This window comes from Flavobacterium sp. RHBU_3 (genome assembly GCF_046613565.1).
GTDB lineage: Bacteria > Bacteroidota > Bacteroidia > Flavobacteriales > Flavobacteriaceae > Flavobacterium.
This window is the reverse complement of sequence record NZ_JBKJHC010000001.1, coordinates 95,855-122,384: the sequence shown is the minus strand read 5'-3', so window position 1 is coordinate 122,384 and position 26,530 is coordinate 95,855. Positions and strand designations below refer to the sequence as shown.

Genomic DNA, 26,530 nt, shown 5'->3' with positions numbered 1-26,530 from the left:
CAAGCTACAAAGAACACAAGACTAGCACACAAAGCCTCGTGTTCTTATCCCGGTTTATCGGGATTGAAGCTTTGTGTCTAAATATGTGATTAGCTTTGTACACTTTGTGAAAAAACTTCGTGACCCTTGTGGTGAAAATTATTCAAACCTTGTAAATTCTCATAACAGTAGTTAGCACACAAACTTAAAATCAATCAGGAATAAAATGACTTTCAGCGCCTTCGGCCAGTACCAGGTAAATACGCTCCCAGCGTTCGCCTTCTATCAGCTGCCAGGTATGGCCATCTCCCTCGGTATCTTCAGCCAATAACAACACTCCGGGTTCTAAGATAAACGTATCGCCGTTAGTTACCGTAAAGCGTAGCTTACCACTCATGGTTACTACATACTGCCTGCGGGGTGCTGGGTGTGCTACCTTTTGGTATTCTTCTATATAGGTTTGGGCAAAAAAGCCTGTAGATTCTATAAATACCGTGTTAGCCACGCTGCCGTACTGAAAAGTACACTTGCCGTCGGGCGTATTCATAAGCCGTATGGCTTTTATAAGCATTTTATTGTTGTCCACAATTGGTTTGTCTTATCGTATCAATGAAAAATGTCCACGTATTTCGGGCGCATTATTGCTGGTTTTTACCACATACCAGTAATCGCTTGCCGGAAGGGGTGTACCATTAAAAGTACCATCCCACGACGGATTACTACGGTTAAGTACTGTAATAAGCTTGCCATAGCGGTCAAATATATCTACCCTGGCCTGCGGCATTCCCGCCATACCGGCTAAGGTAAAGGTATCGTTTATATAATCGCCGTTAGGGCTAAAATATTTTGGTATCAGGTTTACGTGAACGATATAAGAATAATCACCGCATCCGTTTATCGACTGCGCCATAATCAGGTGGCTACCTTGCGATACGTTATAAAACGTATTAGACGCCCTGTAGTCGCCCCCATCTATAGAGTACTGATAGTTACCCGGTATGCCATCTTGCATTACCACCACTAACTTATCGTTTTCTACCCACACATCCTCTATTACAGGCGATGTAAGCGCAGTAACCGTATATGTTGCCGTATACTCACAGCCGTTTGAATTTTGAACCACTACATCATACGTTCCCCCTTCGGCAACTTCTATAGAAGAAGTTGTTTCGCCGGTAGACCACACATACCCTGTTGCACCTGTAACCACCGGAGCCAGCGTTACCGATGTACCTTCGCAAAAGTATTTTACAAAATCATCAGGGTCAGTTACCTCAGGGAGAGATACCGACACAACCGATACCGCCACTCTGTTTGGTGCAGTGCAACCATTGTTATTAGCTCCTGCATAATATGTAATTCCCCCTGTAATAGGCGGTGTGGTAAATGAATTACCCGAGGCCAAAGGCACCGTAGCCGAAGGGCTGTCGTACCAGTACACCGTTCCTGCCGTAGCAGTAGCTTGTAAAACAACAGGATCTCCCTCACAAGAAAAAGCGGCAGGCGTAGCCGAAACCACCGGTATTTCAGTTATATTAACATGTACCGCCACACGGGGAGCGGTAGAGCAAGAAACATCGTACGCCGAGGCATAGTATACTGTAGCAGAAGATACAATAGGCGTAACATAGCTATTACCGGTAGCTATAAGATTTCCGCCGGTAGCAGCATCGTACCAGTATACCGTACCGCTATCGCTTTGCGCCTGTAGGGTAACACTACCACTGCCGCAAATAGCAGGAGAATCGGTATGCGAAGTTATTTTATACATGGTAATCGTGGTACTCGAAGCTATGTTTAGCACCGGGTCGCCGGGCATGCCTCCATATTCTACTATATAGCCTTTAGGCTGGTAGCTACCGTTGGGCTCACCGGTATTACTCAGGTCATTCCATGAACCTGCAATACCTACCCCCGGAGTCGTAACGTGTGCATAATCTTCATTATTATTATTGTTAGGCTCACCACTATTCCAAAAGGCAAAATTTGGTGTACTACCATTTACACCACCATTCCAAAATATGGTTCCCGCCTCAGGGCCCGTTACCCACTTCCACACACCCTCGGTTTGAGCATCAGAACCTCCTATCCATCCGGTTCCTGTGGCTTGCTCTCCGCATAACTGGGCTTCATCTTGTGCCATAAGCGTAGCAAGATAACCTTGTAGTCCGTAGTAGTTTGTAGCCTCGGCAGCATCTTTTGCTGCCGTCCAGGTTATTCCCAGGTTAGGTATATAGCGGTAATAGTGGCCTGTAGACGGCAGGTAGTTAGCCTCGCCTATACTGATGGAAAACGTACGTGTACCCGAAGCATTAGGGTTAGTAGTATTAAAAACCACATTTTGTACTGCCTGTACCAGCGTAGTAAAAGGCAACTGCTGGTTATTTGTACCCTTAATGGTAAGTTTTCCCGCTCCGCTGTCCCAGGTTGTGGTAACGCCGGTAATAGTAGTGGTTAGTGTAAGACTATCTGAACCATTAGTATATCCGGATGATATTTGTATGTATACCGCCAGGGCTGTGGTATCGCCCGGGTCAGGATCTGTAATATTAAAAGAAGTAACAACCGGTATGGCTGTACCGGGGCAATAAATTTGGTTACCTGCAGCAGTTACAACCGGAGGCTGATCTGCCTGGGCATGCGCAAGAGGGCCTGCTAAGCCTAAAATTGCACAAACCAACAAATAAAACGATGGAGAAATCTTCATTCCGTAAAAATATAAAATAAATTTTACGGCTTTGTTAATTTTTAGGGTAATGTATCTTATTGAAAATATCCCAAACCACCACCCCGGCACTCACCGAAATGTTGAGGGAATGTTTAGTTCCTATCTGCGGTATTTCTATAACGCCATCGCACAGGTTAATTGCATCCTGAGACACACCTTTCACCTCATTACCAAACACTAACGCATACTTATCCCCCATCAACGGGTTAAAATCCTGCAACATTATAGCGTTTTCTACCTGCTCTGCCGCAAACACCTTTACTCCCTGTTGTTGTAGTTTTGTAATAACGGCGGTTACATCTTTTTCATACTCCCACTCCACAGTATCTGTAGCACCCAGCGCGGTTTTATGTATTTCTTTGTTAGGAGGCGTAGCAGTTATGCCGCACAGGTAAATTTTTTCGAGCAAAAAAGCATCGGCAGTACGAAAAACCGAACCTATGTTGTGCAGGCTGCGAATATCGTCCAGCACAATAATAACTGGGGTTTTATCTGCCCCTTTAAACTCTTCCGTATTCTTGCGGTCCAGCTCGCTGTTTGCCAGTTTCCTCATGCGTATCTTTTTTTTTGCAAAGATACAGTACCGGTTTAAATTATATACTGCCCTATTTTCTTTTAAATTTCACGACTAGGAGCACAAAGTTTTTTCAGCTCCGAAGGAGCGGGATATCTATAGACGACAATTCAGTATCACACAAGATTTCCGGAGGAGCGGCATATAATCGTAAAAATATGCCGCTCCTCGGAAATCTAACCACTCTCCCTTATATAACTGCTATAAACATGCCCCCGCTGGGGTTCTGTAACTAACAAATTCTCCCTGAAACAAATAGCAACAAAAAAAGAAAGCCGTGCTTTTCAGCACGGCTAATCTCAATTAATATGTAGTTGCAGTTTAGGAACTATTCCGATTTTTTACCTTCCGGCCTTTTTCCTTCAGGTTTCTTTTTGTCGCCTTTGCCTTGTTCCTGCTTGTGCGACTCCTGCCATTTTTTGTATTGGTCAGCAGTAAGGATGTCTTTCATTTTCTTATCCATATCGCCACGGCCACCTTGTGCTTTATCGCCACCTTTTTCACCTTTACCGCCTTTTTCTTTAGGCTGTTGTGGTTTTTCACCTTGCTCAGGTTTTTTCTTTTCACCGTCTTTTGGCGGCTCAGGGCGGTTTTTATCTTCTTCCTCAAAAAGCGCCTTTACTTTAGCCTGCTGTGCTTTATCAAGGTTAAGCTCTTTAGTAAGATCTTTTGTCCTTTGATCTGCTGTAGGCCTTTCTGTTTGTTTAGCGTTTGCATCTTTCTTCTTTTCAGGCTTTTGCTGAGCAAAACCTGCAACCGAAACCATAAGGGCTGCGGCAATTACAAATTTTTTCATTTATTAAACTCTGGTTTTATTGTTAGTAGTGTAAATGTACCGGGTTGCGGCGTCACCCTTTGATTTTTGAGGTAAATCCTAAAAAAGTGCAGGTAAACAAAAAACAAAAAAGCCACGCTTGCAGCATGGCTTTTTAATGTTATACAACACGGTATATTTTTACAGTTTCGTTTTTTCCTGTAAGTTGTTTTCGTCAAGCTTTTTTACCTCCTTAGCAGGCTTGGCATCGCGGTTTTTTTTCCACTTTTCAAACTGCTCAGGTGTAAGTACCTTTTTCATTTTCCCTTCAAATTCGACACGCTCGGCTTTTTTCTCCTGAGCCTTGATTTCTTTATCTTTTGGCGTTTCCAGCATATCACCTTTCTGAGGTGTTTTCTTTACCTCTGCCGGGTGGTTTTTATCATCCTCTTCAAATAAAGCTTTTACCTGTGCTTCCTGTACCGGGGTAAGATCTAACTGTATAGTAAGCTCTTTGGCTCGTTGTTCAGGGGTGGCCTTAGCTGTTTTTTTAAACACAAGGTTTTGTTTACCTCCCTGAAGCCTTTGCTGTGCAAAACCCGAAAGTGAAACAAGCGCGATAAGCAGTAGTGCAATCTTTTTCATGATATGAACAATATAATAATTTTGTGCCGCAAGATAAAACTTAAACAAATGCGAGACGCAACAATTTTAATCTGTAATCCTTAAATTTCGCTAAAGGAAAATCCATACAAAAAACGCAAACTATCCTTTTTTGCCTTTTTCTGTACCGGCCTTAAATCCGGCTGCCATAGGATGCTCCCTTATGTATTGCCATTTTTCAAACTGTTCGGCCGTAAGTACACCTTTTAGTTTAGTATCAAATTCCGCATTTTCTTTTTTTACCTCCTGTGCATTGGCATTCGTTTCAGGATACTTTGTAAGGTGCTCTTCGTACAGTGCTTTTATTTTAGTTTCCTGCTTCAGGGTAAGTGTTAGCATGTCCTTCATCTGGTCAGTATATTTTTCTGCCAAAGGTTTTACAGGCTGGTTAGTGGCAGATTGGTTTTTTTGTTGGGCAAAGCCACTAAAGGCAACAAGCCCCAGCAATAGTAGTACGATTTTTTTCATGGTTAAATGATATTGATTTGTTATTGCAATGTACTATAAACGCATTTACTCCGCAAAATATTTTTGACCCTCAAAAAATTAAACCACCAATCGAATTTCACAACCATGTGCCTCACCACCCTTATCAACAACTGATTTGTGAAAACTACTGAAATACGTCCTTCTCCCTTTTGCTAAATTTTGACTAATTTCGCCCAATACTCATTTAAACAGCAAATACCTTGGCAGCGTCTAAAGAAAAAACCGCGAAAGAAACCCCGTTAATGAAGCAATACAACAGCATTAAGGCAAAATATCCTGATGCATGTCTGCTATTCAGGGTGGGCGACTTTTACGAAACCTTTGGCCACGATGCCATACGTGCTGCGGGTATACTGGGTATTACCCTTACCAAGCGCGGCAACGGCAGCGAGAGCGAAACCGCACTTGCAGGCTTTCCGCACCACTCGCTGAATACGTATTTACCAAAGCTGGTGAAAGCCGGGCTGCGTGTAGCTATATGCGACCAGCTGGAAGACCCAAAAATGACCAAGACAATAGTGAAACGCGGCGTTACCGAACTGGTAACCCCCGGAGTGGCACTAAACGACGAGGTACTGCATAGCAAGCAAAACAACTTCCTGGCTTCGGTTTACTTTGGCAGGAAAACCATAGGGGTGTCGTTTTTGGATGTGTCTACCGGCGAATTTTTATGTGCACAGGGTAATGAGGAGTACATAGACAAGCTGTTGCAAAACTTTAGCCCGAGCGAGGTGCTTACCGCCAAAAACGAGAAGAATACCTTTAAGGAAGCCTTTGGCGAAAACCACCATACTTTTTATTTAGAGGACTGGGTGTATAAAGAAGATTATGCATTTGATAGCCTTACCGCCCACTTCGGTACTAACTCGCTAAAGGGTTTTGGTATAGAAGAACTGCCCGAAGGTGTTATAGCCAGCGGCGCGGTGCTGTATTACCTGGGCGAAACCCAGCATAACAAAGTACAGCACATAACAAACATTCAGCGTATAGCCGAAGATGCTTATGTGTGGATGGATCGTTTTACCATGCGCAATCTGGAACTGCACCACAGCACCAACCAGAATGCCGTAACCCTACTGGATGTTATAGACCGCACCCTGAGCCCTATGGGGAGCCGTCTTTTAAAACGCTGGCTTGCCCTGCCCCTTAAGGACGCAAATAAGGTACGCGCCCGCCATGAAGTGGTAGCCTACCTGAAAAACAACCGTGAGGTATTGGCACAATTCCAAACGCAGATAAAGCAGATAAGCGACCTTGAAAGGCTTATCTCTAAGGTAGCAACCGGGAAAATTTCGCCGCGTGAGGTGATTTACCTTAAGGAATCGCTTGATGCCATTGTACCGGTAAAACAGTTGGCACTGGAAAGCGATAACGATGCCCTGAAAGCCATTGGCGACAGCCTGCACGCCTGCGAGCTGCTGCGCGAAAAGATAAAAACCACCCTGAACCCCGATGCTCCCGTAGCCATAAACAAGGGCAATGCCATAGCTACCGGCGTACACCCCGAACTGGATGAACTGCGCAGCATAGCCTTTAGCGGTAAAGAATTCCTGGAAGGCATAGAACGCCGCGAGAGTGAAAAAACCGGCATCAGTTCGCTGAAGATTTCGTTTAACAACGTGTTCGGGTATTATATTGAAGTCCGCAATACACATAAAGATAAAGTTCCGGCAGAATGGATACGCAAGCAAACCCTTGTAAATGCCGAGCGCTATATTACCGAAGAACTTAAAGAATACGAAACCAAGATACTGGGTGCCGAAGAAAAGATATACGCACTGGAAAGCCAGCTTTTTGAGCAGCTGGTGGTGTGGATAAGTACCTATATAAAGCCGGTTCAGCTAAACGCCGGGCTTATAGCGCAGGTGGACTGCCTTAGCGGTTTTGCCCAGTTAGCCTTAGACAACAACTACGTGCAGCCCGAAATAGACGACAGCCACGAGTTGGAAATTAAGGAAGGTCGTCACCCGGTTATAGAAAAACAGTTGCCCGTAGGTACGCCTTACATCACTAACGATGTGTACCTGGACCGTGCCGCACAACAGGTGATTATGATAACGGGACCCAACATGAGTGGTAAGTCGGCCATACTGCGCCAAACGGCATTGATTGTACTGCTTGCGCAAATGGGCAGCTTTGTACCTGCCGACAGTGTACGTATGGGTATTGTAGACAAAATTTTTACCCGTGTGGGCGCCAGCGACAACATCAGTATGGGCGAAAGTACCTTTATGGTGGAGATGAACGAAACCGCCAGCATACTGAACAACCTGAGCGACCGCAGCCTGATACTCCTTGACGAAATAGGTCGTGGCACCAGCACCTACGACGGTATTAGTATAGCATGGGCCATAGCCGAGTTCATCCATGAACACCCTGCCAAGCCGAAGACACTGTTTGCCACGCACTACCATGAGCTGAACGAAATGCAGGACATCTTTGAGCGCATACAAAACTTTAACGTAAGCGTAAAGGAGCTTAAAGACAACGTACTGTTTATCCGCAAGCTGGTTAAGGGCGGCAGTGCGCACAGCTTTGGTATACATGTAGCCAAAATGGCGGGTATGCCGCAAACGGTAATACAGAAGGCACAAAAACTCCTTAAAAAGTTAGAGAAAGACCACAGTAGCGAAGCATTGGCTACAGGAAAGGCTACCGCTAAAGACGAACTGCAACTGAGCTTCTTTAACCTGGACGACCCGTTACTGGAAGAAATAAAAGAGGAAATACTAAACCTGGACATAAATACCCTTACCCCGGTAGAGGCGCTAATGAAACTAAACGAACTGAAACGAATGATCAGTAAGTAGTTTATTTGTTGATGCGTGGATTTGTGGATTCGTTCAATTTTTATCGGAGTGAGCATTACCTCCTTTAAACTATTGTATGGACACATCTTGGCGGCTTGGCGAGAAATTTTCTACCACAAGGCGCACAAAGTTTTCCACAAAGGGCACAAAAGACCTAAATTATGCTTAATACGAACACGAAGGCTTTCCTTTGGAAAGCAAAAAAGTTCACAAAGCGATTTTCCTTTGGAGGGGGTGTCCGCCGCGGCAGCCGGGGTTGTTGCTTTTCAAATTAGCAGAATACAACTGAAAACTTGTTCCATGTTGAGCGTAGCGGAGTGGAAACATCTCCTGTCCGGGAGCTACAACTGAAAACTGAGACTGCGACTGAAAACTCTTTCTCCCTCAATTCAGAAAAAAACTTTCATTTTAAGAAAAACGTTATCAGAACGTTACCGCAGCTTACGCACAGTGCAGTAAAATTTCCCTAAAAAACACTTGCAGGTATAAAAAACCATTGTATATTTGCAGCCGTAATAATGACACCGCTTGCGGGACATTGACATACTGCGAAAATAGCTCAGTTGGTAGAGCGCCACCTTGCCAAGGTGGAGGTCGCGGGTTCGAATCCCGTTTTTCGCTCTAATAGTTTACTACCTATTATGCTTGAGTGGTGGAATTGGTAGACACGCTGGACTTAAAATCCAGTGGGCAGTAATGCCCGTGCGGGTTCAAGTCCCGCCTTGAGTACAAAATATCAGGGCTTCGGTAGCCTTTTTACTGCGAAAATAGCTCAGTTGGTAGAGCGCCACCTTGCCAAGGTGGAGGTCGCGGGTTCGAATCCCGTTTTTCGCTCTGAAATTAAAAACCTCCGTATTTCGGAGGTTTTTTTATTATTTGAATGGAAGGTGAGACATTATGATTTCGACATTTTTATCTTCATACTTTTCTTTTAAGAAATAGTTCAAGGCTGCCGCAAACTCTTCCGCTTTTTCAACTTTAGGTCCTAACGTTATTTTATGGAGTGCCGGGCGTATATCGGTAAGATAAATATAAACCCCAAAGCCATTTTCAAAATTCACTACTTTTGGGAAACCTACACCGGAAACAATCAAACGCACTTCGTTTTCATATTGATATTCAGCATCTTTAAATAAGTATACAATTTCATTGAGCTTTTCCGCAATACTTACCTTCAGTTCTCTACTTTTTCTACCTCTGAGTTTACCCTTTAATTCTTCAATCAACTCATTTAGCTTGTCTTCTATTTTGGGGTTATTAGGTACTACAAAGTTCTTTGCATTGTTTTTAGATATATAGGCCACATTGTAAAAGACAAATTCCGAATCGAGAGACAAATCATTTTCTGAAGATTCATTACTTATAGAATCTAGGATATTATTAATAAAAACTGCTCTATCAAGGGTAAGCGCACATCCTCTGGCTTCCTCTTTATTCTCCTTGCCATACATTCTCCAAAGTGCTAAATCATCGTGCTTGGTTTCAGCCACAAAACTACCAATAAACGGCTTTTCAGTAAAAGGCTCTGATTCGGATTTATTCTCATTATCAGCCTTATTAGTAATATAGAAATTCAACTCTTTAAACAACACCCTTCCCTCTGATGTATCATTTAAAAAAGTTCCTTCTGACAAACGAAAACAACTCTCATCTTCTAGTATTAATTTTTTAGCAGTAGAAAAAGCCGTATAATGAGTAATACAATTGCCGGAAAAACTCAAGAGTTCTTTGATTTGCAAGATGATTTCAGAAATTTCTTCGTATGGAACAAACACCAATTTTTTCTTTAATTCTTTTATCCTCACTTTAACACTCTTCATAAGAAATTTATTATGTGATTCTAACTGTAAATATTTTTTAAAATCCTCAATTGCCTTGCTATATTTTTTGGTTTGTTCAAAAACACTCCCTCTTAATCTATAAGATTTTGCATAATTTTCATTAATCTCAATTGCCATTGTAAAACATTTTATAGCTTCATCAAATTCGTGAAGCTTATCGTAAACAAGCCCCTTATTAGTGTAAAAAATAACCTCCAACGGATCTAATTTTAACGCAATATTATATTCTTCTAAGGCTTTTGAGAATTGTTCCCTATGAAAATAAACATTCCCAAGGTTGTTATGAGGCCCCATATTATCAGAATTTAAACTAATAGATTTTTTAAAATCATTTTCCGCATTATCAAAATCATACATGCTTAAATAAGCAATCCCTCTATAATTATAAACTAATGCGTGAGTAGGATCTATATCGATAGACCTGGTTGCATCCAAAACAGCTCGAGGATTATTGTCTAATTTATTAAAAGCTCTAGATCGAACTTTCCACAATTCAGATGAACAATATTCTTCCAAAATTTCATCTGATAAAATATCAAGTATTGACTGATACTTTTTCTCCTCAAAAAGCCCTTCAACTTCCTCCAACAATTCTTCTTTCGTTTTCATACACTTGATTATTTGGTTGTAAAATTTGGTTATTTAAACGAAAGATAACGATTTTAACAAAACCACCAAAAATTTCCCTACATTTACTACACACTAAAAACCAGCACCTTACCATGACAACAACAGCAACAGCACAGGACATTGAGAGTGTTATAGCACAGCTTGAGGCCATCATACACCAATGTGAAAGCACGGGCGACAGGTTGGGGTATTTCGCGGCGCTGTACCATAAGGTTACCTGCAAGGTTAAGGAAGATATAGACAATAAGCTGTTTGAAGACGGCAGCCGCCTGGCGGAGCTGGATGTGGTGTTTGCTAACCGCTATCTCTGCGCATACAGCCAATGGAAAGCCGACAAAAACAGCCCGCTGGTTTCGGCATCGTGGAGGGTGGCGTTTAAGAGCGCCGAGGCTTCGTCGTATTTAGTGCTGCACCACCTACTGCTGGGCATGAACGCGCACATTAATTATGACCTGGGTATTGCCGTGGCAGAACTCGCCGCAAAGGGAAATGATGTAGATGCGCTACGCCGCGATTACAACTCCATAAACAACGTACTGGGAGCACTTACCTACGGCGTGATTAACAAGCTGAATATTGTTTCGCCATTTTTATCGGTTTTGGGGTTTACCGGCACTAATTCGAATTCCATGCTGGTACAGTTTAGCCTGGGCACCGCCCGCGACGGCGCATGGCTCTTTGCCACCGACCTAATAGCCTGCGGCACCGACACACAAAAATACACCGACCTAACCCTGAAACGCGATACCGAAATTAGCGAACTCGGTACGCTGCTAACCCAAAGCAAAGGCTTCCTTAAATTCGGGATTTTTATTATCCGGCTTTTTGAATGGAAGAATGTAAAAAAGGTAATTGAGGTATTGCACACCCATCAGAAACTACGCTTTAGCGAAGTTAAAGCGAATATTAAAAGGTGATTTATTCAATATACAGTCAGGCCCTTCCATTTCGAGCGGAGCTTTAGGGAAGTCGAGACACCGAAGGTTCAACGAAGTTAAATTTCTTTTGTAATAATTCATGAGATTTCTCCATTCCGCTGCGCTTCAGTCGCCCCGAGGGCTATGCCCGAACTGGCGAAGCAAATGGAAGAAGAACTCTCCCTTATATTATAAACGCATCCACACTGTCTATAGTGGTATTCTTTTCATCTTTGTTGTTCAGCACAAAATACTCACCCTTTAGGGTTACCCCCTCGCCTTTTCGTTCCAGTGATATTTTAAGGAATCCGTGCTTATCGTCGCAATAGCTTTGCAGTTGCACACCATCAAGTAACGGACTGTCTGTGGTATACATCGGGTCACCCTCATACACCAGCGAATGTAGCTCATCAAACCCACCTGCACCGCACACTATATACGGCACCACCTTACCATTATTATAGGTTTTATGGTAGCGCTGGTAGTTGTGCACGTGGCCGCTAAACACGGCATCGGGCAGCACACCACTTTCGGCATAGGCACTTTCCAGCATTTCTATCATCGGCTCGCTTGATCCGTGGTTAAAATCGGCCGTGTAGGGTGCATGATGTATGCACACCAGTATCATTTTGCCGGGGCGTTCTTTTACAGCAGCCTTAAGCTCCTCCACAAACCACTTGCGCTGGGCTTCGTCTACAAAACCGTATTTTGGCACGTTGCTGTGCAGACCAATAATGTTAGCCAGGGGCGTTTGCAGCGTCCAGTACACATGGGGCTGGGTAACGCTTTTGCGGGTTTTACTGGTACTAAAGCTGATGTCGCGGCTTTCGGAGTCGCAAAATACGGCTGTAAACGCATCCAGACTGTTATACGGCACCGGGTTGCTCGGGTTTACATCGCTGTCGTGGTTGCCCGCTATGGCAAATATGGGGCCGGGGTAGCCACTGTATGGCTTAAAGAACTGCCTTTCGTAATACTCCGCTTCACCAAAGTGGTACACCACATCGCCCAGGTGGTACAAAAAAGCAGGTTTCGCCACGCCCTCAGTTGCCTGTTTGCTCATTTGTTCTGCCACGCTTTGCTGGCCGTTCTGGTAGCGCATACCGCCGGTATCGCCCACCATGTGGAAACTGAATGCATCATGTGGCAACTGTACAAACTTAGCCGCATCCAGGCGGTACGGGTACGCACCCGAAGGCTTGGGCAGCGGTTGCACTTTATAACTGTCGTCGGGCTGGTAGAGTTTCAGTATGGGGCGGTCGTATTTTTTATCGGATTTAAAAGCCATGGTGTAAAAATAAAGGAGATTATCTTCTGCCTGCAAGATACGGCTTGCACACGGAAAACCCTTAATTTTATTGGGATTTATAACCTATTAATAACATTTGGCAGAAAAGAAAAATTAAAAGCAGACAGGGAACAACATTGTACCAGATTCCTTATCTTTCCGGGGAGCAATGCGGGGATTTTTGCACAATGCCCATATAAGCAGAACACACCAACAGACAATTTAAACCAAACCAAAATGAAAATATCAGAAATAATGTATGCGCCAATGGCAGTAGAGCAATACACCTTTAAATTTAACAAAGAAAACAACACAGATATTTCTGTAACAGATGAGGTACTAGATGGTTCACCATTTGTGTATATAGACTTTAAAGATACAACACCAGAACTTATTTTTAAATATTCTTATACATTGGGAGAGATTCAAGGCTATTTAGCTACACATCAAAAAAGGTGGCTACCTGTAGAAGATTACCCTCTTCCTCCTGATGAAGATGAACAAAACAAAAAAAGCTAAAAACCTCCATACAATACCTATACTTTATTAAGTTCATAAAAATATATTCATGACACCAACCTACAGAAAAGACATTGACACCTTACGCGCACTGGCAGTTGTAGCTGTTGCATTATTCCATTTTGGCTATTGCAGAAACGGTTACCTAGGCGTAGATGTCTTTTTTGTAATAAGCGGATATCTTATTACTAAACAACTATACCATCAATCAGAAACAAAAAAACTTTCGCTGTCGCAATTTTATATGCGCCGCATCAGACGAATAATACCTCTTTTATTTATTGTAAGCCTCACAGCGCTAGTTATAGGTTATTTCATAATGCTACCCGACGATTATGAAAATCTCAGCGAATCGGTAGTGGCTACAGTCTTCTTTTCAAACAACATCTTACAATACCTCACTGTTGGCAATTACTGGAACACTTCTACACACTACATGCCTCTTATGCACACCTGGAGCCTGGGTATAGAAGAACAGTTTTACATTGTCTACCCATTCTTATTTTATTTATTAAAAAACAGAATACGGCTTCTCTCTATAACTATAATTGCACTTACCGTTATTTCTGCCGCTTTATTCTTTTTATCCGTAAACCCCGTAGCAGCATTTTTCCTTCTGCCGTCACGCTTTTTCGAATTATCTTTAGGAGGTATTACAGCCATTCTCCTCCAAAAAAGAACATTACCTTCTGCATTAAAAGTAGTCCTGGCAGTATTACTAACTGTACTGCTTTTTGCAAATATATTTTTACCTCAAAAACTACTGTTATTTTTGGTTGTTTTTATCAGCGCGGCATTAGTTATTACAACCGGACAAACAAAAACAAACAAATTCATTTTAGAAAACCCGCTGTTCACTTTCATAGGAAAAATAAGTTTCAGCATCTACATGTGGCACCAGGTTATACTTGCATTTACCCGATATTTCGTTACTGACAACTACACTCCACTACAGGCTTTGTGTATGGGTTTGCTGATTTTATTTCTTTCCGTTGTCACCTACTATTTTATAGAGCAGCCTTTCCGTAATTTAAAAAAAATAAACAACAAAGCCGTTTTATGCACTACCGGAATCTTAGGAACTTTTCTAACTATTACCGGACTTTACATCTATCTACATGCAGGCGTGGTGCGCGATGTACCGGAATTAGGAATCACCAAAAACAACATACAGCGAAACATGCACGCGCAGTATAACGACAGCATCTACAAATTAGACAAAACCTTTTGTAGCAATAATAAAATTAAAGTTTTAGTAATAGGCCACAGCTTTGCGCGCGACTGGGCCAATGTGCTGTTAGCTTCGAAATACAGCGACAAGTTAGACATATCCTATATTTTCGATTTACAAAAAGCAAAGAATGCAAAACAAAGGATTGCTGAAGCAAGCATTATTTACATGTCTCATCTTAATAAAAAAGAGTTTACCCCACTATCAACCAAATACAATATAGATATAAACAAGGTAAAAATTATAGGACTAAAAAACTTCGGCACTAACAACGGGCTTTACTTTAACCGCAAGCACCTTCCCGACTATTGCAGTCAACGCGTAAGAGCAAAAACAGCTATAATTAACAGAAACAAAACCCTTGCAAACGAATGGGGCAACCATTACATTAACATACTTGCTGCCGTAGAAAAAGATGGGACTTTACCGGTTTTTACACCCGACTGTAAATTTATAAGCCAGGACGGAAAACACTTTACACGTTTTGGCGCAAAATATTTTGCTGAAATATTTGAGGATTCAAACGCCCTACCCTTCTATAAAAACACATTACAAATTAAGGACCAGCCCTAAAACAATGATACAGGATTAATAATAGTAAAAATACATTTTTTAGACAGAAGCAGCTTTCAGGTTGCTCCACATTTATATACCCTAATCAGCCTGCACAGTGTATGATTTACTTTGCTGCAAATATAGTTACATTTTTTATACTTGATAAAGAAGGGGATCTTGGGATAACCTAAATGATTAATAACCATTATGCTAAACGAAAAACAATACTATGGCAATAGGAATAATACAAATAGATTTACTTAAATCTAAATCAGGATTTTATTTTAAGAAAATACAAGAATTAATTGATGAATATTTATTGGGGAATCATTCTTTAGAAACAGTTAATATATTGATTGAAAAGCTTTTAGATGAAGAGCTTATATTCTTTGTTGAAGAAAGTTTTGAATATTCGGCATTAAGAGACACAAAATATAATGTTGTTTCTCAGGATACTTTTATTGAACTGCAACAAAATGAAATGCTACCTCCTTCATTAGAATATTCTGTAACCATGTATGGGAATTTTAAATACGCAGATAAAAAGTTTACACACCCGGAAGGGAAAGATAATTATTTAGACACTAATTTGCCGTGTATGGTTTACTTTGCGGGAAATACAGTTACGTTTTTTATACTTGATAAATATGGAGATGTAGGGATAATTTAATGAATATAACCATTATGCTAAACGAAAACAATAAAGCATGATAATAGGAAAAATAGAAATTCAATTGAATAATTTAAATGGCTATCTGGAAGACAACGAATCAGAAGTAATTAATCGATATTTAAACGGAGACAGAGCGATAGGAACAATCCGGGAATTAATAGAAATTATAGCGGATACTGATTTATTGCTATATACAGTAGAAGAATTTTCTCCATTGTATGTTTACAAGAGATGCGAATACAAGCCTGTATCGCCAGAGCAGTTACAGGAGTTTATAAATCATAAAGCTATAGATCCCTCTAAGGAAGTATCACCGAGTTATTATGCTAATTTCCTGTATAAAGATGGTAAAGCCATAGACCCGGTAACCGAAAAAGAGCCAATAGATGTAGGTTTTATCCTTGTCTGATTGAGTTTTCTCACGGTACAATGATGACGTTTTATATTTTTTATTGGTATAAAGAGGATGGTTATTATATTGAAATAGAAGATTAATCTATAAAAAAAACGAAATTCAACCCAAATATTAACAACCACCCTACAACGTGCTAAAAATAAAAAAGCCCCTGATTTCTCAGAGGCTTTTGTGCGGGTGAAAGGACTCGAACCTTCACACCGTGAGGCACCAGATCCTAAGTCTGGCGTGTCTACCAATTTCACCACACCCGCAGGCTGATAATAACTATGTAGCTATTGTTTCAGTAAGTGGGTGCAAATATACAACTGTTTTTAAAATTAGCAAGCGTTTTTGAAAAAAATTACTCCGTAAAAAAAATCAACACTACGCTTATTATTTAAAGCATGAATTTTTACCTGTTTTTTAAAACCGGGTGTTTTTTGAAATTCAAAATTTTTAACTTCGCATATCGCGCGTTAGCACAATTACGCCACAAACATTATAGCCCCCGCTATAATACCTAAACTTAAATTTTAAAACCTACCTAATGGAAAAACAGTTGTTTTTAAAAGACGTAAATGAAATTTTTGCAAAAGAGCTTGAGGAGAAAAACTTTTATAACCAAAACGGAACTCCCACAAGCATGAGCGAAGCCGCCCTAAAAATTGAAGCGCTTATAAAACGCTACAAAACCACCTACAACATGGGCCCGCTGGAAATAGCAAAACTTAAAGCCATAGCCATAGAACGTTTTGACGCTCTAAGAAAGAAAGATGACAGTGACTAGTCCCAAAATAAAAAAGCCCTCCAAATAAATGGAAAGCTTTTCATTGGTCTAACTACTAAACCTATCCGCCGAGGCGGACATAAACAACACAACTATCTTTACACTTCCCCGCGTGGGAAGTAATGTATTTTGGCGCAAAAAGCCCCGCTTAAAGCAGGGCTTCTCTTGCATACTGGCGGTCTGGACGGGACTCGAACCCGCGACCCCGTGCGTGACAGGCACGTATTCTAACCAACTGAACTACCAAACCAGCGTCCTAAATGATTAGCAACTTGTCGTTGTTTGTTTCATTATTACGAGTGCAAATATACGGCTGTTTTTGATATCTGCAAGTGTTTTGAAAATAATTTTTCGATATTTTTTTTGTCAATTATCCAAACTTTTGTTTCTCAACAAGGTAGGTGGTTAATATTTTTTCAAATTTTTCATCTACCGATACCGGAACGTACTTAATTCGGTACTGCATGCAGGTTTCTTCTACCTGTTTAAAGTAGGCTTCTACCCTTTTTTCGTACTCTTCCCTGATATTTCCGGCAAAAAGGTTCACCTGTTCGCCCGTTTCAAGGTCAATAAATTTGCGCGGACTGTTATCAAAATCAAAACTGAACTCCGTTTTTTTGTCAATTACATGAAACAACACCACCTTATGCTTGTCGTGCTTCAGGTGTTGCAGCGCATTAAACAGCGCTTCGTTCTCCCCCGGCTGAAACATATCGGTAAACAAAATAATCATGCTGCGGCGGTGCATCTTTTGCGCTATCTGGTGCAAAAAGGTGGTGGTATCGGTAGGCTTTGCCGCCGATGGTGCCGCAAGCAGTCCTTCCAGCTTATCCAGAAGCATGCGGTGGTGCCTGCCACTGCCCTTTTCGGGCGCGTAGTACTCGTAGGTATCACTGTATACGCTAAGCCCCACAGCATCGCGCTGGCGTTTTAGTAAATCCATCAGTACCGCCGATGCCAACACCGAAAAACCTATCTTGTTTTCGTAAAACAGCTGCCCGTCCTTTAGCTTAGGGTAGTGCATACTGCTGGAGTTGTCTATAATCAGGTGACAGCGCAGATTAGTTTCCTCCTCATAGCGCTTGCTGTACAACCTGTCGGTACGCGCATACAGCTTCCAGTCGATGTTTTTAGTACTCTCGCCGGGGTTGTACACCTTATGCTCGGCAAACTCCGACGAAAAGCCGTGAAACGGACTCTTGTGCATGCCCGAAATAAACCCTTCAACAATCTGGTTGGCCAAAAGCTCCAGGTGCGAAAAGGCCGATATCTTTTCTAATTGTGCGTCTAACTTCATATCTTCAAATATAGCGATTATTTGCCACTGCAAAATTTGGGGCATGCCAAATAAAAAGAGAGCTCTTCATTTGCAGCACCCGACCGGAGATTTCTCGGCTACACTGCGTTTCGCTCGAAATGGAAAACCCCATAAAATACAAAATCCCGCCAATGGCGGGATTTTGTATGCAAAGCGGTACGTTCTTTAATTAAGAAAGTAGCGCGTCAATAGCTTTAGTGTACGTATCTTTTGGTGCAACACCTACCTGACGGCCTACAACTTCTCCGTTTTGGAAAATAAGCACGGTAGGAATGTTACGGATACCGTATTTAGCAGCAAATTCCTGGTTAGCATCTACGTCTACTTTACCAACAACTGCTTTACCTGCATACTCTTCACCTATTTGCTCGATGATAGGACCTACCATACGGCATGGACCACACCATGCTGCCCAAAAGTCTACAAGTACCGGTTGTTCTGATTTTAATACTACTTCTTCAAAAGTAGCATCTGTTATTGCTTGTGCCATATTCTTACTTAGTCTTGTTAATTAGTATTATGCTACAAAGTTAGTAAATATCATTATAAAAAGATGCGCCAAACGCATAGCTTTTGGTTATACATTGATAATCAAAAGCTATCGCTTTAATTCAGCTTAAAGCTTACCTGTAGCCTGTCCAGTTCCTGCAGCAATTCGTTGCTTATTTTCACTTTCAACTTACGGCTGGGCATGGTAAGTTTTGTAACTACCTGAATGCTTTCGGTTTCCTCTTCGGCCACCTCCACATCCATTTCTTCTTCAAATTCGGCATCGCCTATATCGGCGGCATCCTCAAATTCCTCCGAAGTTTCGCGTATAGTTACCGCCACGGGTGCTACCGGCACGGAGCGTTTTACCTTATCCAGCTCCATTACTTCAAATGTTACCTGGTGGTCGCCCTTGTTACCGGTGAACAGTTGGAATAACTCGTTTACCAACTGTTCCTGCAAATCAAGGATATTAAACTGAATAATCAGCTTTTTGGCAAAGGTAGGCAGCACGTCCTGCAAATACTGTATGGCCATATACTGCAACCTCGGCTCTCCTTTTTTTCCTTCAGCATTCGTCCACCCTTCGCGTACCATTACCCTTATAAAGGTAAAATTACTGTTTATAAGGAAGTGGCGGAACTTCAGGTATTCTTCGCCGTATATTTTAAACTCGTAACTCTCGTCGTACCCTTCCAGGTTGAATATAGCCCAACCCTTACCGTTCTTTGCCGTTTTGTGCTGCACATTACTTATGATGCCTCCAAAACTAAGGTTCTTATTCACGTGCGGTTCCAGATTCTTCAGCACCTCAAGGCGGGCGTTACAGAAGTACTTCATTTCAAACTTATAGTCATCCAGCGGGTGACCGGAAATGTAAATACCTACCACATCTTTTTCGCGGGCAAGTTTTTCCATGGTGCTCCATTCTTCGCATGGAGGCACTACAGGTTCGGGTATCTGTACTTCGCTGGCTTCACCAAAAAGGCTCACCTGGCTGCTGTTTGCATTATCCTGCATTTTAGCACCGTAGCGCATGGCTTTTTCCAGGAACGAAATATTATCCGTGGCATCCATATGGAAATACTGTGCACGATGCGTATCGGTAAAGCAATCGAAACCACCCGAAAGGGCAAGGTTTTCAAAGGCTTTTTTATTGGCCGAACGTAAATCGATGCGCTTTGCTAAGTCGAAAATCGATTTATAGCTGCCGTCTTTACGGTTTTGTACTATAGTATCTACCGCACCGGCACCAACACCTTTTACGGCACCCATACCAAAACGAACTGCCCCGGTATCGTTTACCGTAAACTTATAGTACGATTCGTTTACATCGGGGCCAAGAACGGTTAAGCCCATGCGCTTACATTCTTCCATAAAGAAGGTAACCTGCTTAATGTCGTTCATGTTGTTACTCAGCACCGCTGCCATATATTCGGCTGGGTAATGCGCCTTAAGGTACGCCGTTTGGTACGCTACCCATGCATAGCAGGTAGAGTGGCTTTTGTTAAATGCATAACTCGCAAATGCTTCCCAGTCTTTCCATATTTTTTCGAGAACGGTAGCATCATGCCCTTTTTCCGAAGCCTGTTTTACAAACTTAGGCTTCATTTTGTCCAGTACGTCTTTCTGCTTTTTACCCATCGCCTTACGCAGTACGTCGGCCTCACCTTTAGTAAAGCCCGCCAGCTTTTGCGACAGTAGCATCACCTGCTCCTGGTATACTGTAATGCCGTAGGTTTCCTTTAGGTATTCCTCACAGGCATCAAGGTCGTATTTTATTTCTTCCTCACCATTTTTACGGCGTACGAAACTCGGAATGTATTCCAGAGGTCCCGGACGGTACAAGGCGTTCATGGCAATAAGGTCGGCAAACACAGTAGGCTTAAGATCCTTCATGTACTTTTGCATCCCCGGCGATTCGTACTGGAACACCCCCACGGTTTCACCCCTTTGGAACAGCTCGTACGTTTTCACATCATCAATCGGAAATGCTTCCGGATCCAGGTCTATGCCGTGCTTGTATTTTACCAGTTTTACGGTGTCCTTAATCAGGGTAAGGGTCTTCAGACCCAGGAAGTCCATCTTAAGCAATCCGGCACTTTCCACCACCGAGTTATCAAACTGGGTAACGTACAAATCTGAATCTTTCGCTACCGAAACCGGTACGAAATTGGTAATATCATCGGGCGTAATAATTACCCCACAGGCGTGTATACCCGTGTTTCGCATAGAGCCTTCCAACACCTTAGCCTGCTGTATGGTTTCGCTGGTAAGATCGCCACCGTTAGCCATAGCAATAAGTTCCTGCACGCGGTCGTACTCATCTGAACGCAGCGCGCCACGCAGGGCATTCTGGTCCATGGTGAATATCTTGGCCAGCTTCATGTTCGGTATCAGCTTGGCTACCTTATCGGCTTCAAACAACGGTAGGTCGAGCACGCGCGCGGTATCACGAATAGACGATTTTGCCGCCATGGTACCGTAGGTAATAATCTGTGCTACCTGGCTGGCTCCGTATTTGTTGATAACGTAGTCCATTACGCGGCTACGGCCTTCGTCGTCAAAGTCGATATCAATATCGGGCATGGACACCCTGTCCGGGTTCAGGAAACGTTCAAAAAGCAGGTCGTACTTAATCGGGTCAATGTTAGTAATGCCAAGGCAATACGCCACGGCACTACCCGCCGCCGATCCCCTGCCCGGCCCTACTGACACCCCCATATTTCGGGCTTCGGCAATAAAGTCCTGTACTATAAGGAAGTACCCGGGATAACCCGAGTTTTCAATGGTTTTCAGTTCGAAGTCAAGGCGCTCGCGGATGTCATCGGTTATCTCGGTATAGCGCTTTTCGGCACCGCGATAACACAGGTAACGCAGGTAGTTGTTTTCCCCGCGCTTACCACCATCGGCAAGGTCTTCGGCTATCTGGTATTCTTCAGGAATGTCGAATTTAGGCAGCAGTACATCGCGGTACAGCGAGTAGGCTTCCACCTTTTCTACAATTTCCTGTATGTTGTAAATGGCTTCGGGAATATCTTTAAAGATTTCCTTCATTTCGTCGCCACTCTTAAAATAGTATTCATTATTAGGCAACCCAAAGCGGAAACCGCGCCCGCGCCCTTTAGGCGTAGCGAGCTTCTCACCGTCTTTTACACACAACAGGATGTCGTGCGCGTGGCTGTTTTCTTTTTCCGCGTAATAGGTATTGTTAGTAGCCACAAGCTTTACGTTGTGCTTGCGTGCCAACTTAATAAGCGAGGCGTTAACACGATCTTCATCTTCCTGACCGTGGCGCATCAGCTCCATGTAGAAATCATCTCCAAAAAGGTCTTTCCACCAAATCAGCGCTTCCTCGGCCTGGTTTTCACCAATGTTCAGCACCTTGTTTGGTATCTCTCCGTACAGGTTACCCGAAAGCACCATAATGTCTTCCTTGTACTGCTCTACCACCCTTTTATCAATGCGCGGCACGTAATAAAAACCTGCGGTATAAGCTATAGAAGCCATCTTGGCAAGGTTGTGGTAGCCCTTTTTGTTTTTTGCCAAAAGCACCACCTGGTAACCGTTGTCTTTACGGCTCTTGTCTTTATGGTCTTCGCAAATAAAGAACTCACAGCCTACAATAGGCTTCATCAACACTTCGGCAGGCTCCTCTCCTGCTTCAATGGCGGCTTTGTTTTTGGCTTCGGCGGCTTTGTTATGGTTCATAACATTGCTCACAAAGTGGAATGCTCCCATCATGTTACCGTGGTCGGTCATGGCTACGGCAGGCATTTTGTGCTTGGCAGCAGCCTTAACAAGATCGGGTACACTTATGGTAGACTGTAGTACCGAAAACTGTGTATGGTTATGCAAATGCACGTACTGTACATTGCTGATGTCTACCATCTCAGCCGGGGCTGCAGTTTCGGTTCCCTTAGCCGACTGTAGTTTTTCCAGGCGCAGACGAACTTCTTCACTCGCCTTTTTTAGGTTGATGTGCTTTAACCCGATAAGCTGTATGGGCTGCGGGTGCTTGTTACGGAATTCCGTAAAATAGCCCGGATGCACATCAAGCTCCTCAGCGGTAAAAATATCACGCTTAAGGAGTTCCAGGAAACAGCGGGTGGTAGCCTCCACGTCGGCAGTAGCGTTGTGGGCTTCGGCAAACGGCTGGTCAAATAAATATTGGTGGAGCTCGGTTAGTGTAGGCAGCTTGTAGCGCCCGCCACGACCACCGGGCAGTTTAAGTAAATCAGCGGTAATTTCAGTACAGGTATCCAGCACCTTCATGCTGCCCATGCGGGTTTCCACACCGTAGCGGTAAAACTCCGAGCCCATGATGTTCACGTCGAAGCCTACGTTTTGGCCTACGATAAACGAAGCCTTAGACAACGCTTCGTTAAACTTGCCCAACACATCGGTAAGCGGAATACCCTGCTCCAGGGCAAGGTCGGTACTAATGCCGTGAATACGTTCGGCATCATAGGGTATGTTGAATCCGTCGGGGCGGATAAGGTAATCCTGGTGCTCTATAAGCTGCCCCATATCATCGTGCAGCTGCCATGCTATCTGTATACAGCGTGGCCAGTTGTCGGTATCGGTAATGGGAGCATCCCAGCGTTTTGGTAATCCGGTTGTTTCCGTGTCGAAAATCAGGTACATAGCAACTAATGGATTTTAAAGCGATTAAAGGTCGAGAGGGATAAAAAACACCCTTCTACAAAAATAGGTTTTTTTTGGTTATTCGGTGATTCGGTTATAGGGTTATTCGATGCCATTCTAACCCCAGATTGAAAACGAGGTTTTAACGAATACACGAATTACCAAATCACCGAATCACCCTTAAAAAAGAAACCCCGCGACACACAATACGCAGGGTTTACACAACAACTTAAAAACCACGGGAAACAAGGGTTTCCCAAACCTCATTTTTATATATCAGGATTTGCATCACTTCATCAGTCCGCGTTTTCCATTTTGAGCGCAGCGCAGCGGAGTCGAAAAATCTCAAAAAAGACACGAAATATCTCTACTTCGTCGCACACTTGATGGCGCGGATTTGCAATCTTGGTGGCGCGGATTTGTAATCCGTGCCGTTAATTTAAAAGCACGGATTGCAAATCCGCGCTATCAGAGAGGAATGCTCACTCCGTCCCATCTTCGAACTTCGGACCTCGGACAAATCAACACATCCAAAGAAATCGAATAACCCTATAACCGAATCACCGCATAACCATCAGCTTCCCCATACCTTATTCTTAAACAGGTCGGATGAGAAGCGTAATTGCTTATTAAACAACAACAGTATTACCACCGCAAACAACACATAGCCCATTACGGTAAATATTTCCATGTTTGATATAAGCAGCGATTGCGATCGTGCCGACTGTGTCAGGCTTTTTATAGCAAGTTTATAGGCTTCGGGTTCGGCGTAGCCTTTTGCCATGAATCGTTGTACGGCGGCGGCATTTCTATCCTGCATTTGGGGGCTTTCGGGCAGTACGAATGATATAATCTTATCGTAGTGTTTTTGGGTAAGATAGATTTGTGCATTTTGCATGATGCAAAACCCTACGGTACTTCCCCAAAACCGACCTATAACCCCCGATGTACCCGAAAATGGCGCAAGCTTTTTTGGCACCGACGACACCGTAAACAACACCAACGGCACAAACAGAAAACCCACAGCAAACCCCTGCAATATATAAGGTGCAGCAACATCGGACAATGAAGCATCGGGTACAAACAAAAACGTCATCCAGATGTGGTGGATAGCCAGCAGCAAAAATCCTACTATAAATATGTAGCGACTTGCCACAGCCTTTGCAAGGCAAATACCGGCAACCGTCATACCTATAACATTGCCCGCCACATTTATAAACTGCACGTGTGCTACCCGAGAGGGTTCCCAGTTCCAAACGGTGAACATGGTGCTGTGGCAAATGTTTAGCGTGGCACGGGCTATATAAAGCACTACAAAAAGGAAGAAACCAATGCGCAGGTTAGGATACCCAAACACCGATAGGTCAAACGAGGGGCGTTTTACCGTTACCTGCCTCATAAGGAACAGGGCGCCAAACAACAGGAAAGCAACCGCCGCTATGATGATTTGACCTGATTGCAGCCAGTATTTTTTTTCACCATAAATAAACACAAAAGCTCCGGCAAGGATAGTAATATGGATAAGGATGAAACTCGCCCAATCGATTTGGTACAACGGTACTTTTTTGTGTACCCTGTTGTTAGTAAACGTTATCAGGATAAACCCCACGCAGGTTAGCTGAAACAATGCCGAACCCCATGCCATATAGCGCCAGTCGTAATTTTCCAGCATGTATACAGCAATGTTCATAATAAACGGCGAGGCCAGCAGCAGCGCCCCGTATGTAAAGCTAAAACCGATGATTATAGCATTTCTCGTTTTAAATCGGTTGATCAGCATTTGCCTTAGCGGCAGCCAGGGCAATGCCATAAAAATGCCTTCGGCCACCCGCAGCAGCAGGAACACCACGTAGTTACGGGTGTACGCCGACATTACAAACGTAATGGCCGAAAGGCTGAAAATCACGAGAAAGTAGTTTTTTGGCGGAAAAAATTTAAACAGCCTGCTCTCTACCAGCAGCGTAGCCAAAAAGGTACCATAGGTTACACACAGTGAAAACTGCAGGTCCTCCACCTCCACATCCAGGAAGCTTGCCGAATAGGTAATGTTACTGGTATACACACCCAGCAGCACCATGCAGTGCAGCAGGCAAAAAAACAACACAAAAACAGCGAGCCAGTTTGGCACCCAGGGCTTAAAAGCCCCGTCGTTTTCTTTAGACATAACAAAGTGTTTTGGTTAGTCCTGATGTTTGGCTACGACAATCACGTTCATGCCGGCACGAAGAAAGTCGTTATCCTCTTCGGTACCCGTAAGTACTATTTTTACGGGAATACGCTGTTCTATCTTTACAAAGTTACCCGTAGCATTATCCGGAGGCAGCAGTGAAAACCTTGCCCCACTTGCCGGCGACAGGGACTGTATTTTCCCGGTATATTTTTTATCTCCCAGGGCATCTACCTCAAGGGTTACCTCCTGCCCTACTTTCAGGTATTCCAACTGGGTTTCCTTAAAGTTGGCTATTACCCACTTTTCGCGGCTTACCATGTTTACCAGCGTTTGCCCTTCCTTAACCAGTTGCCCCGGTTGCAGGGTACGCTTGCCCACATAGCCATCGTAAGGCGCAGTGATTACAGTATATGAGTAAAACAGCGCGGCATTCTCGGCCTCGGCTTTTTTAGCCAGGTATTGCGCTTCAGTTTCGGGTATTACGGTGGTAGCCTGTACGGTGGTGAGCCCGGCACGGCGAATGCTGTTGTTCACCTCGTCATAATGCGATTTTGCAGCATCATAATCGGCCTGAACGCGCTGCACCTGTTGCAGGGTTGTTGCTTCTTCCTTATATAAGGATTGGTAACGATCAAGATCCTGCTTGGCCTTAACCATAACGGCTTTGGCTCCAGATAATCTTGCCGTTTCTATAGCACTCATGGTACCGGCCGCCTGCACCGAAGCCTTACTCACCGAAATGGCATTCTTGGCCGTAAGGGCATCGGCTTCAGCTTTGGCAAGCCTTGCCTTGTATTCCCGCGGGTCTATAATTATAAGGGTATCGCCTTTGTGTACAAACTGGTTTTCTTCATAGCGCACCTCCTGAACATAACCCGGTATGCGGGCCGCAATGGGGGTTATGTACTGCTCTACCTGGGCATCGTTAGTTTCTTCGTGGTTGCGGTAGTAAAAAAAGAACCACAGTGCCAGCACTATACCGGCAATAAACAAAGTGGAAGCCACCAGCGTAACAATGGTATGCAGGTAGCCTTTAGACGTGGCTGAACGGAAAAGTTTCATATCAATGTA

At 43.4% G+C, this 26,530-nt stretch carries 20 protein-coding genes and 5 tRNA genes; 10 read left to right on the top strand and 15 right to left on the bottom strand.

Features of this window, described 5'->3' with window-relative positions:
* Positions 1-190 precede the first annotated feature (190 nt).
* The 6 genes from ACLI1A_RS00550 to ACLI1A_RS00525 all read right to left on the bottom strand — a co-directional run bounded on the left by ACLI1A_RS00550 (position 191) and on the right by ACLI1A_RS00525 (position 5,166).
* On the bottom strand, positions 191-565 hold the full coding sequence (locus tag ACLI1A_RS00550) for a hypothetical protein (protein ID WP_411404976.1): 375 nt from the start codon (positions 563-565) through the stop codon (positions 191-193).
* Between the two features lie 12 nt (positions 566-577).
* Entirely contained in the window at positions 578-2,686 is a 2,109-nt protein-coding gene (locus tag ACLI1A_RS00545; RefSeq protein WP_411404974.1) for a T9SS type B sorting domain-containing protein, read from the bottom strand.
* 34 nt (positions 2,687-2,720) lie between these two features.
* Positions 2,721-3,260 (bottom strand): RNA methyltransferase, encoded by a 540-nt coding sequence (locus ACLI1A_RS00540; RefSeq protein WP_411404972.1) that lies wholly within the window; start codon positions 3,258-3,260, stop codon positions 2,721-2,723.
* Between the two features lie 349 nt (positions 3,261-3,609).
* Complete coding sequence (locus tag ACLI1A_RS00535) at positions 3,610-4,077, bottom strand: hypothetical protein (protein WP_411404970.1); 468 nt, start codon at positions 4,075-4,077, stop codon at positions 3,610-3,612.
* A 159-nt stretch (positions 4,078-4,236) separates the two neighbouring features.
* Positions 4,237-4,680 (bottom strand): hypothetical protein, encoded by a 444-nt coding sequence (locus ACLI1A_RS00530; RefSeq protein WP_411404968.1) that lies wholly within the window; start codon positions 4,678-4,680, stop codon positions 4,237-4,239.
* 120 nt (positions 4,681-4,800) lie between these two features.
* Complete coding sequence (locus tag ACLI1A_RS00525) at positions 4,801-5,166, bottom strand: hypothetical protein (protein WP_411404966.1); 366 nt, start codon at positions 5,164-5,166, stop codon at positions 4,801-4,803.
* Positions 5,167-5,429: 263 nt separating this feature from the next.
* Here ACLI1A_RS00525 and mutS point away from each other — a divergent pair, with 263 nt between their 5' ends.
* The 4 genes from mutS (at position 5,430) to ACLI1A_RS00505 (ending at position 8,831) form a co-directional block, all read left to right on the top strand.
* Positions 5,430-7,997 (top strand): DNA mismatch repair protein MutS, encoded by a 2,568-nt coding sequence (gene mutS, locus ACLI1A_RS00520; protein ID WP_411405636.1) that lies wholly within the window; start codon positions 5,430-5,432, stop codon positions 7,995-7,997.
* Between the two features lie 548 nt (positions 7,998-8,545).
* Positions 8,546-8,618, top strand: a tRNA-Gly gene (locus ACLI1A_RS00515).
* A gap of 22 nt (positions 8,619-8,640) precedes the next feature.
* Positions 8,641-8,726: transfer RNA gene (locus tag ACLI1A_RS00510), tRNA-Leu, on the top strand.
* Positions 8,727-8,758: 32 nt separating this feature from the next.
* Positions 8,759-8,831 (top strand) — tRNA-Gly (locus ACLI1A_RS00505).
* 38 nt (positions 8,832-8,869) lie between these two features.
* On the opposite strand, the gene ACLI1A_RS00500 is transcribed toward ACLI1A_RS00505, so the two are convergent.
* The gene (locus ACLI1A_RS00500; RefSeq protein ID WP_411404964.1) at positions 8,870-10,447 is read right to left on the bottom strand and encodes a tetratricopeptide repeat protein; all 1,578 of its coding nucleotides are present in this window, start codon (positions 10,445-10,447) and stop codon (positions 8,870-8,872) included.
* A 113-nt stretch (positions 10,448-10,560) separates the two neighbouring features.
* On the opposite strand from ACLI1A_RS00500, the gene ACLI1A_RS00495 reads away from it, so the two are divergent.
* A complete protein-coding gene (locus ACLI1A_RS00495) occupies positions 10,561-11,385 on the top strand; it encodes a DUF5995 family protein (protein WP_411404962.1) in 825 nt (274 codons plus the stop codon).
* Between the two features lie 184 nt (positions 11,386-11,569).
* Here ACLI1A_RS00495 and ACLI1A_RS00490 read toward each other — a convergent pair whose 3' ends face one another.
* Positions 11,570-12,673, bottom strand: coding sequence for a metallophosphoesterase family protein (locus ACLI1A_RS00490; RefSeq protein ID WP_411404960.1), 1,104 nt, complete (start codon positions 12,671-12,673; stop codon positions 11,570-11,572).
* Positions 12,674-12,910: 237 nt separating this feature from the next.
* Between ACLI1A_RS00490 and ACLI1A_RS00485 the strand changes: the two genes are divergently transcribed.
* From ACLI1A_RS00485 to ACLI1A_RS00470, 4 genes are all read left to right on the top strand, one after another.
* Positions 12,911-13,192: a hypothetical protein gene (locus tag ACLI1A_RS00485; protein ID WP_411404958.1), complete on the top strand. Its 282-nt coding sequence runs from the start codon at positions 12,911-12,913 to the stop codon at positions 13,190-13,192.
* 49 nt (positions 13,193-13,241) lie between these two features.
* The gene (locus tag ACLI1A_RS00480) at positions 13,242-14,996 is read left to right on the top strand and encodes an acyltransferase family protein (RefSeq protein ID WP_411404956.1); all 1,755 of its coding nucleotides are present in this window, start codon (positions 13,242-13,244) and stop codon (positions 14,994-14,996) included.
* A gap of 211 nt (positions 14,997-15,207) precedes the next feature.
* Complete coding sequence (locus tag ACLI1A_RS00475; protein ID WP_411404954.1) at positions 15,208-15,648, top strand: hypothetical protein; 441 nt, start codon at positions 15,208-15,210, stop codon at positions 15,646-15,648.
* Between the two features lie 37 nt (positions 15,649-15,685).
* Positions 15,686-16,060 carry a hypothetical protein gene (locus ACLI1A_RS00470; protein WP_411404952.1) on the top strand — a complete coding sequence of 125 codons (375 nt, stop codon included), beginning with the start codon at positions 15,686-15,688 and terminating at the stop codon, positions 16,058-16,060.
* 178 nt (positions 16,061-16,238) lie between these two features.
* Here ACLI1A_RS00470 and ACLI1A_RS00465 read toward each other — a convergent pair.
* Positions 16,239-16,320, bottom strand: a tRNA-Leu gene (locus ACLI1A_RS00465).
* Positions 16,321-16,595: 275 nt separating this feature from the next.
* Between ACLI1A_RS00465 and ACLI1A_RS00460 the strand changes: the two genes are divergently transcribed.
* Complete coding sequence (locus ACLI1A_RS00460) at positions 16,596-16,835, top strand: hypothetical protein (RefSeq protein WP_411404950.1); 240 nt, start codon at positions 16,596-16,598, stop codon at positions 16,833-16,835.
* 173 nt (positions 16,836-17,008) lie between these two features.
* On the opposite strand, the gene ACLI1A_RS00455 is transcribed toward ACLI1A_RS00460, so the two are convergent.
* The 6 genes from ACLI1A_RS00455 to ACLI1A_RS00430 form a co-directional block, all read right to left on the bottom strand.
* Positions 17,009-17,085: transfer RNA gene (locus ACLI1A_RS00455), tRNA-Asp, on the bottom strand.
* Positions 17,086-17,205: 120 nt separating this feature from the next.
* Positions 17,206-18,132: a DUF58 domain-containing protein gene (locus ACLI1A_RS00450; protein WP_411404948.1), complete on the bottom strand. Its 927-nt coding sequence runs from the start codon at positions 18,130-18,132 to the stop codon at positions 17,206-17,208.
* Between the two features lie 190 nt (positions 18,133-18,322).
* Positions 18,323-18,643, bottom strand: a complete 321-nt coding sequence (trxA, locus tag ACLI1A_RS00445; protein ID WP_411404946.1) for a thioredoxin — start codon at positions 18,641-18,643, stop codon at positions 18,323-18,325.
* Between the two features lie 116 nt (positions 18,644-18,759).
* Entirely contained in the window at positions 18,760-23,289 is a 4,530-nt protein-coding gene (gene dnaE / locus ACLI1A_RS00440; RefSeq protein ID WP_411404944.1) for a DNA polymerase III subunit alpha, read from the bottom strand.
* Between the two features lie 574 nt (positions 23,290-23,863).
* Positions 23,864-25,453: an MFS transporter gene (locus tag ACLI1A_RS00435; protein ID WP_411404942.1), complete on the bottom strand. Its 1,590-nt coding sequence runs from the start codon at positions 25,451-25,453 to the stop codon at positions 23,864-23,866.
* A 15-nt stretch (positions 25,454-25,468) separates the two neighbouring features.
* The gene (locus ACLI1A_RS00430; RefSeq protein WP_411404940.1) at positions 25,469-26,521 is read right to left on the bottom strand and encodes an HlyD family secretion protein; all 1,053 of its coding nucleotides are present in this window, start codon (positions 26,519-26,521) and stop codon (positions 25,469-25,471) included.
* Positions 26,522-26,530 lie beyond the last annotated feature (9 nt).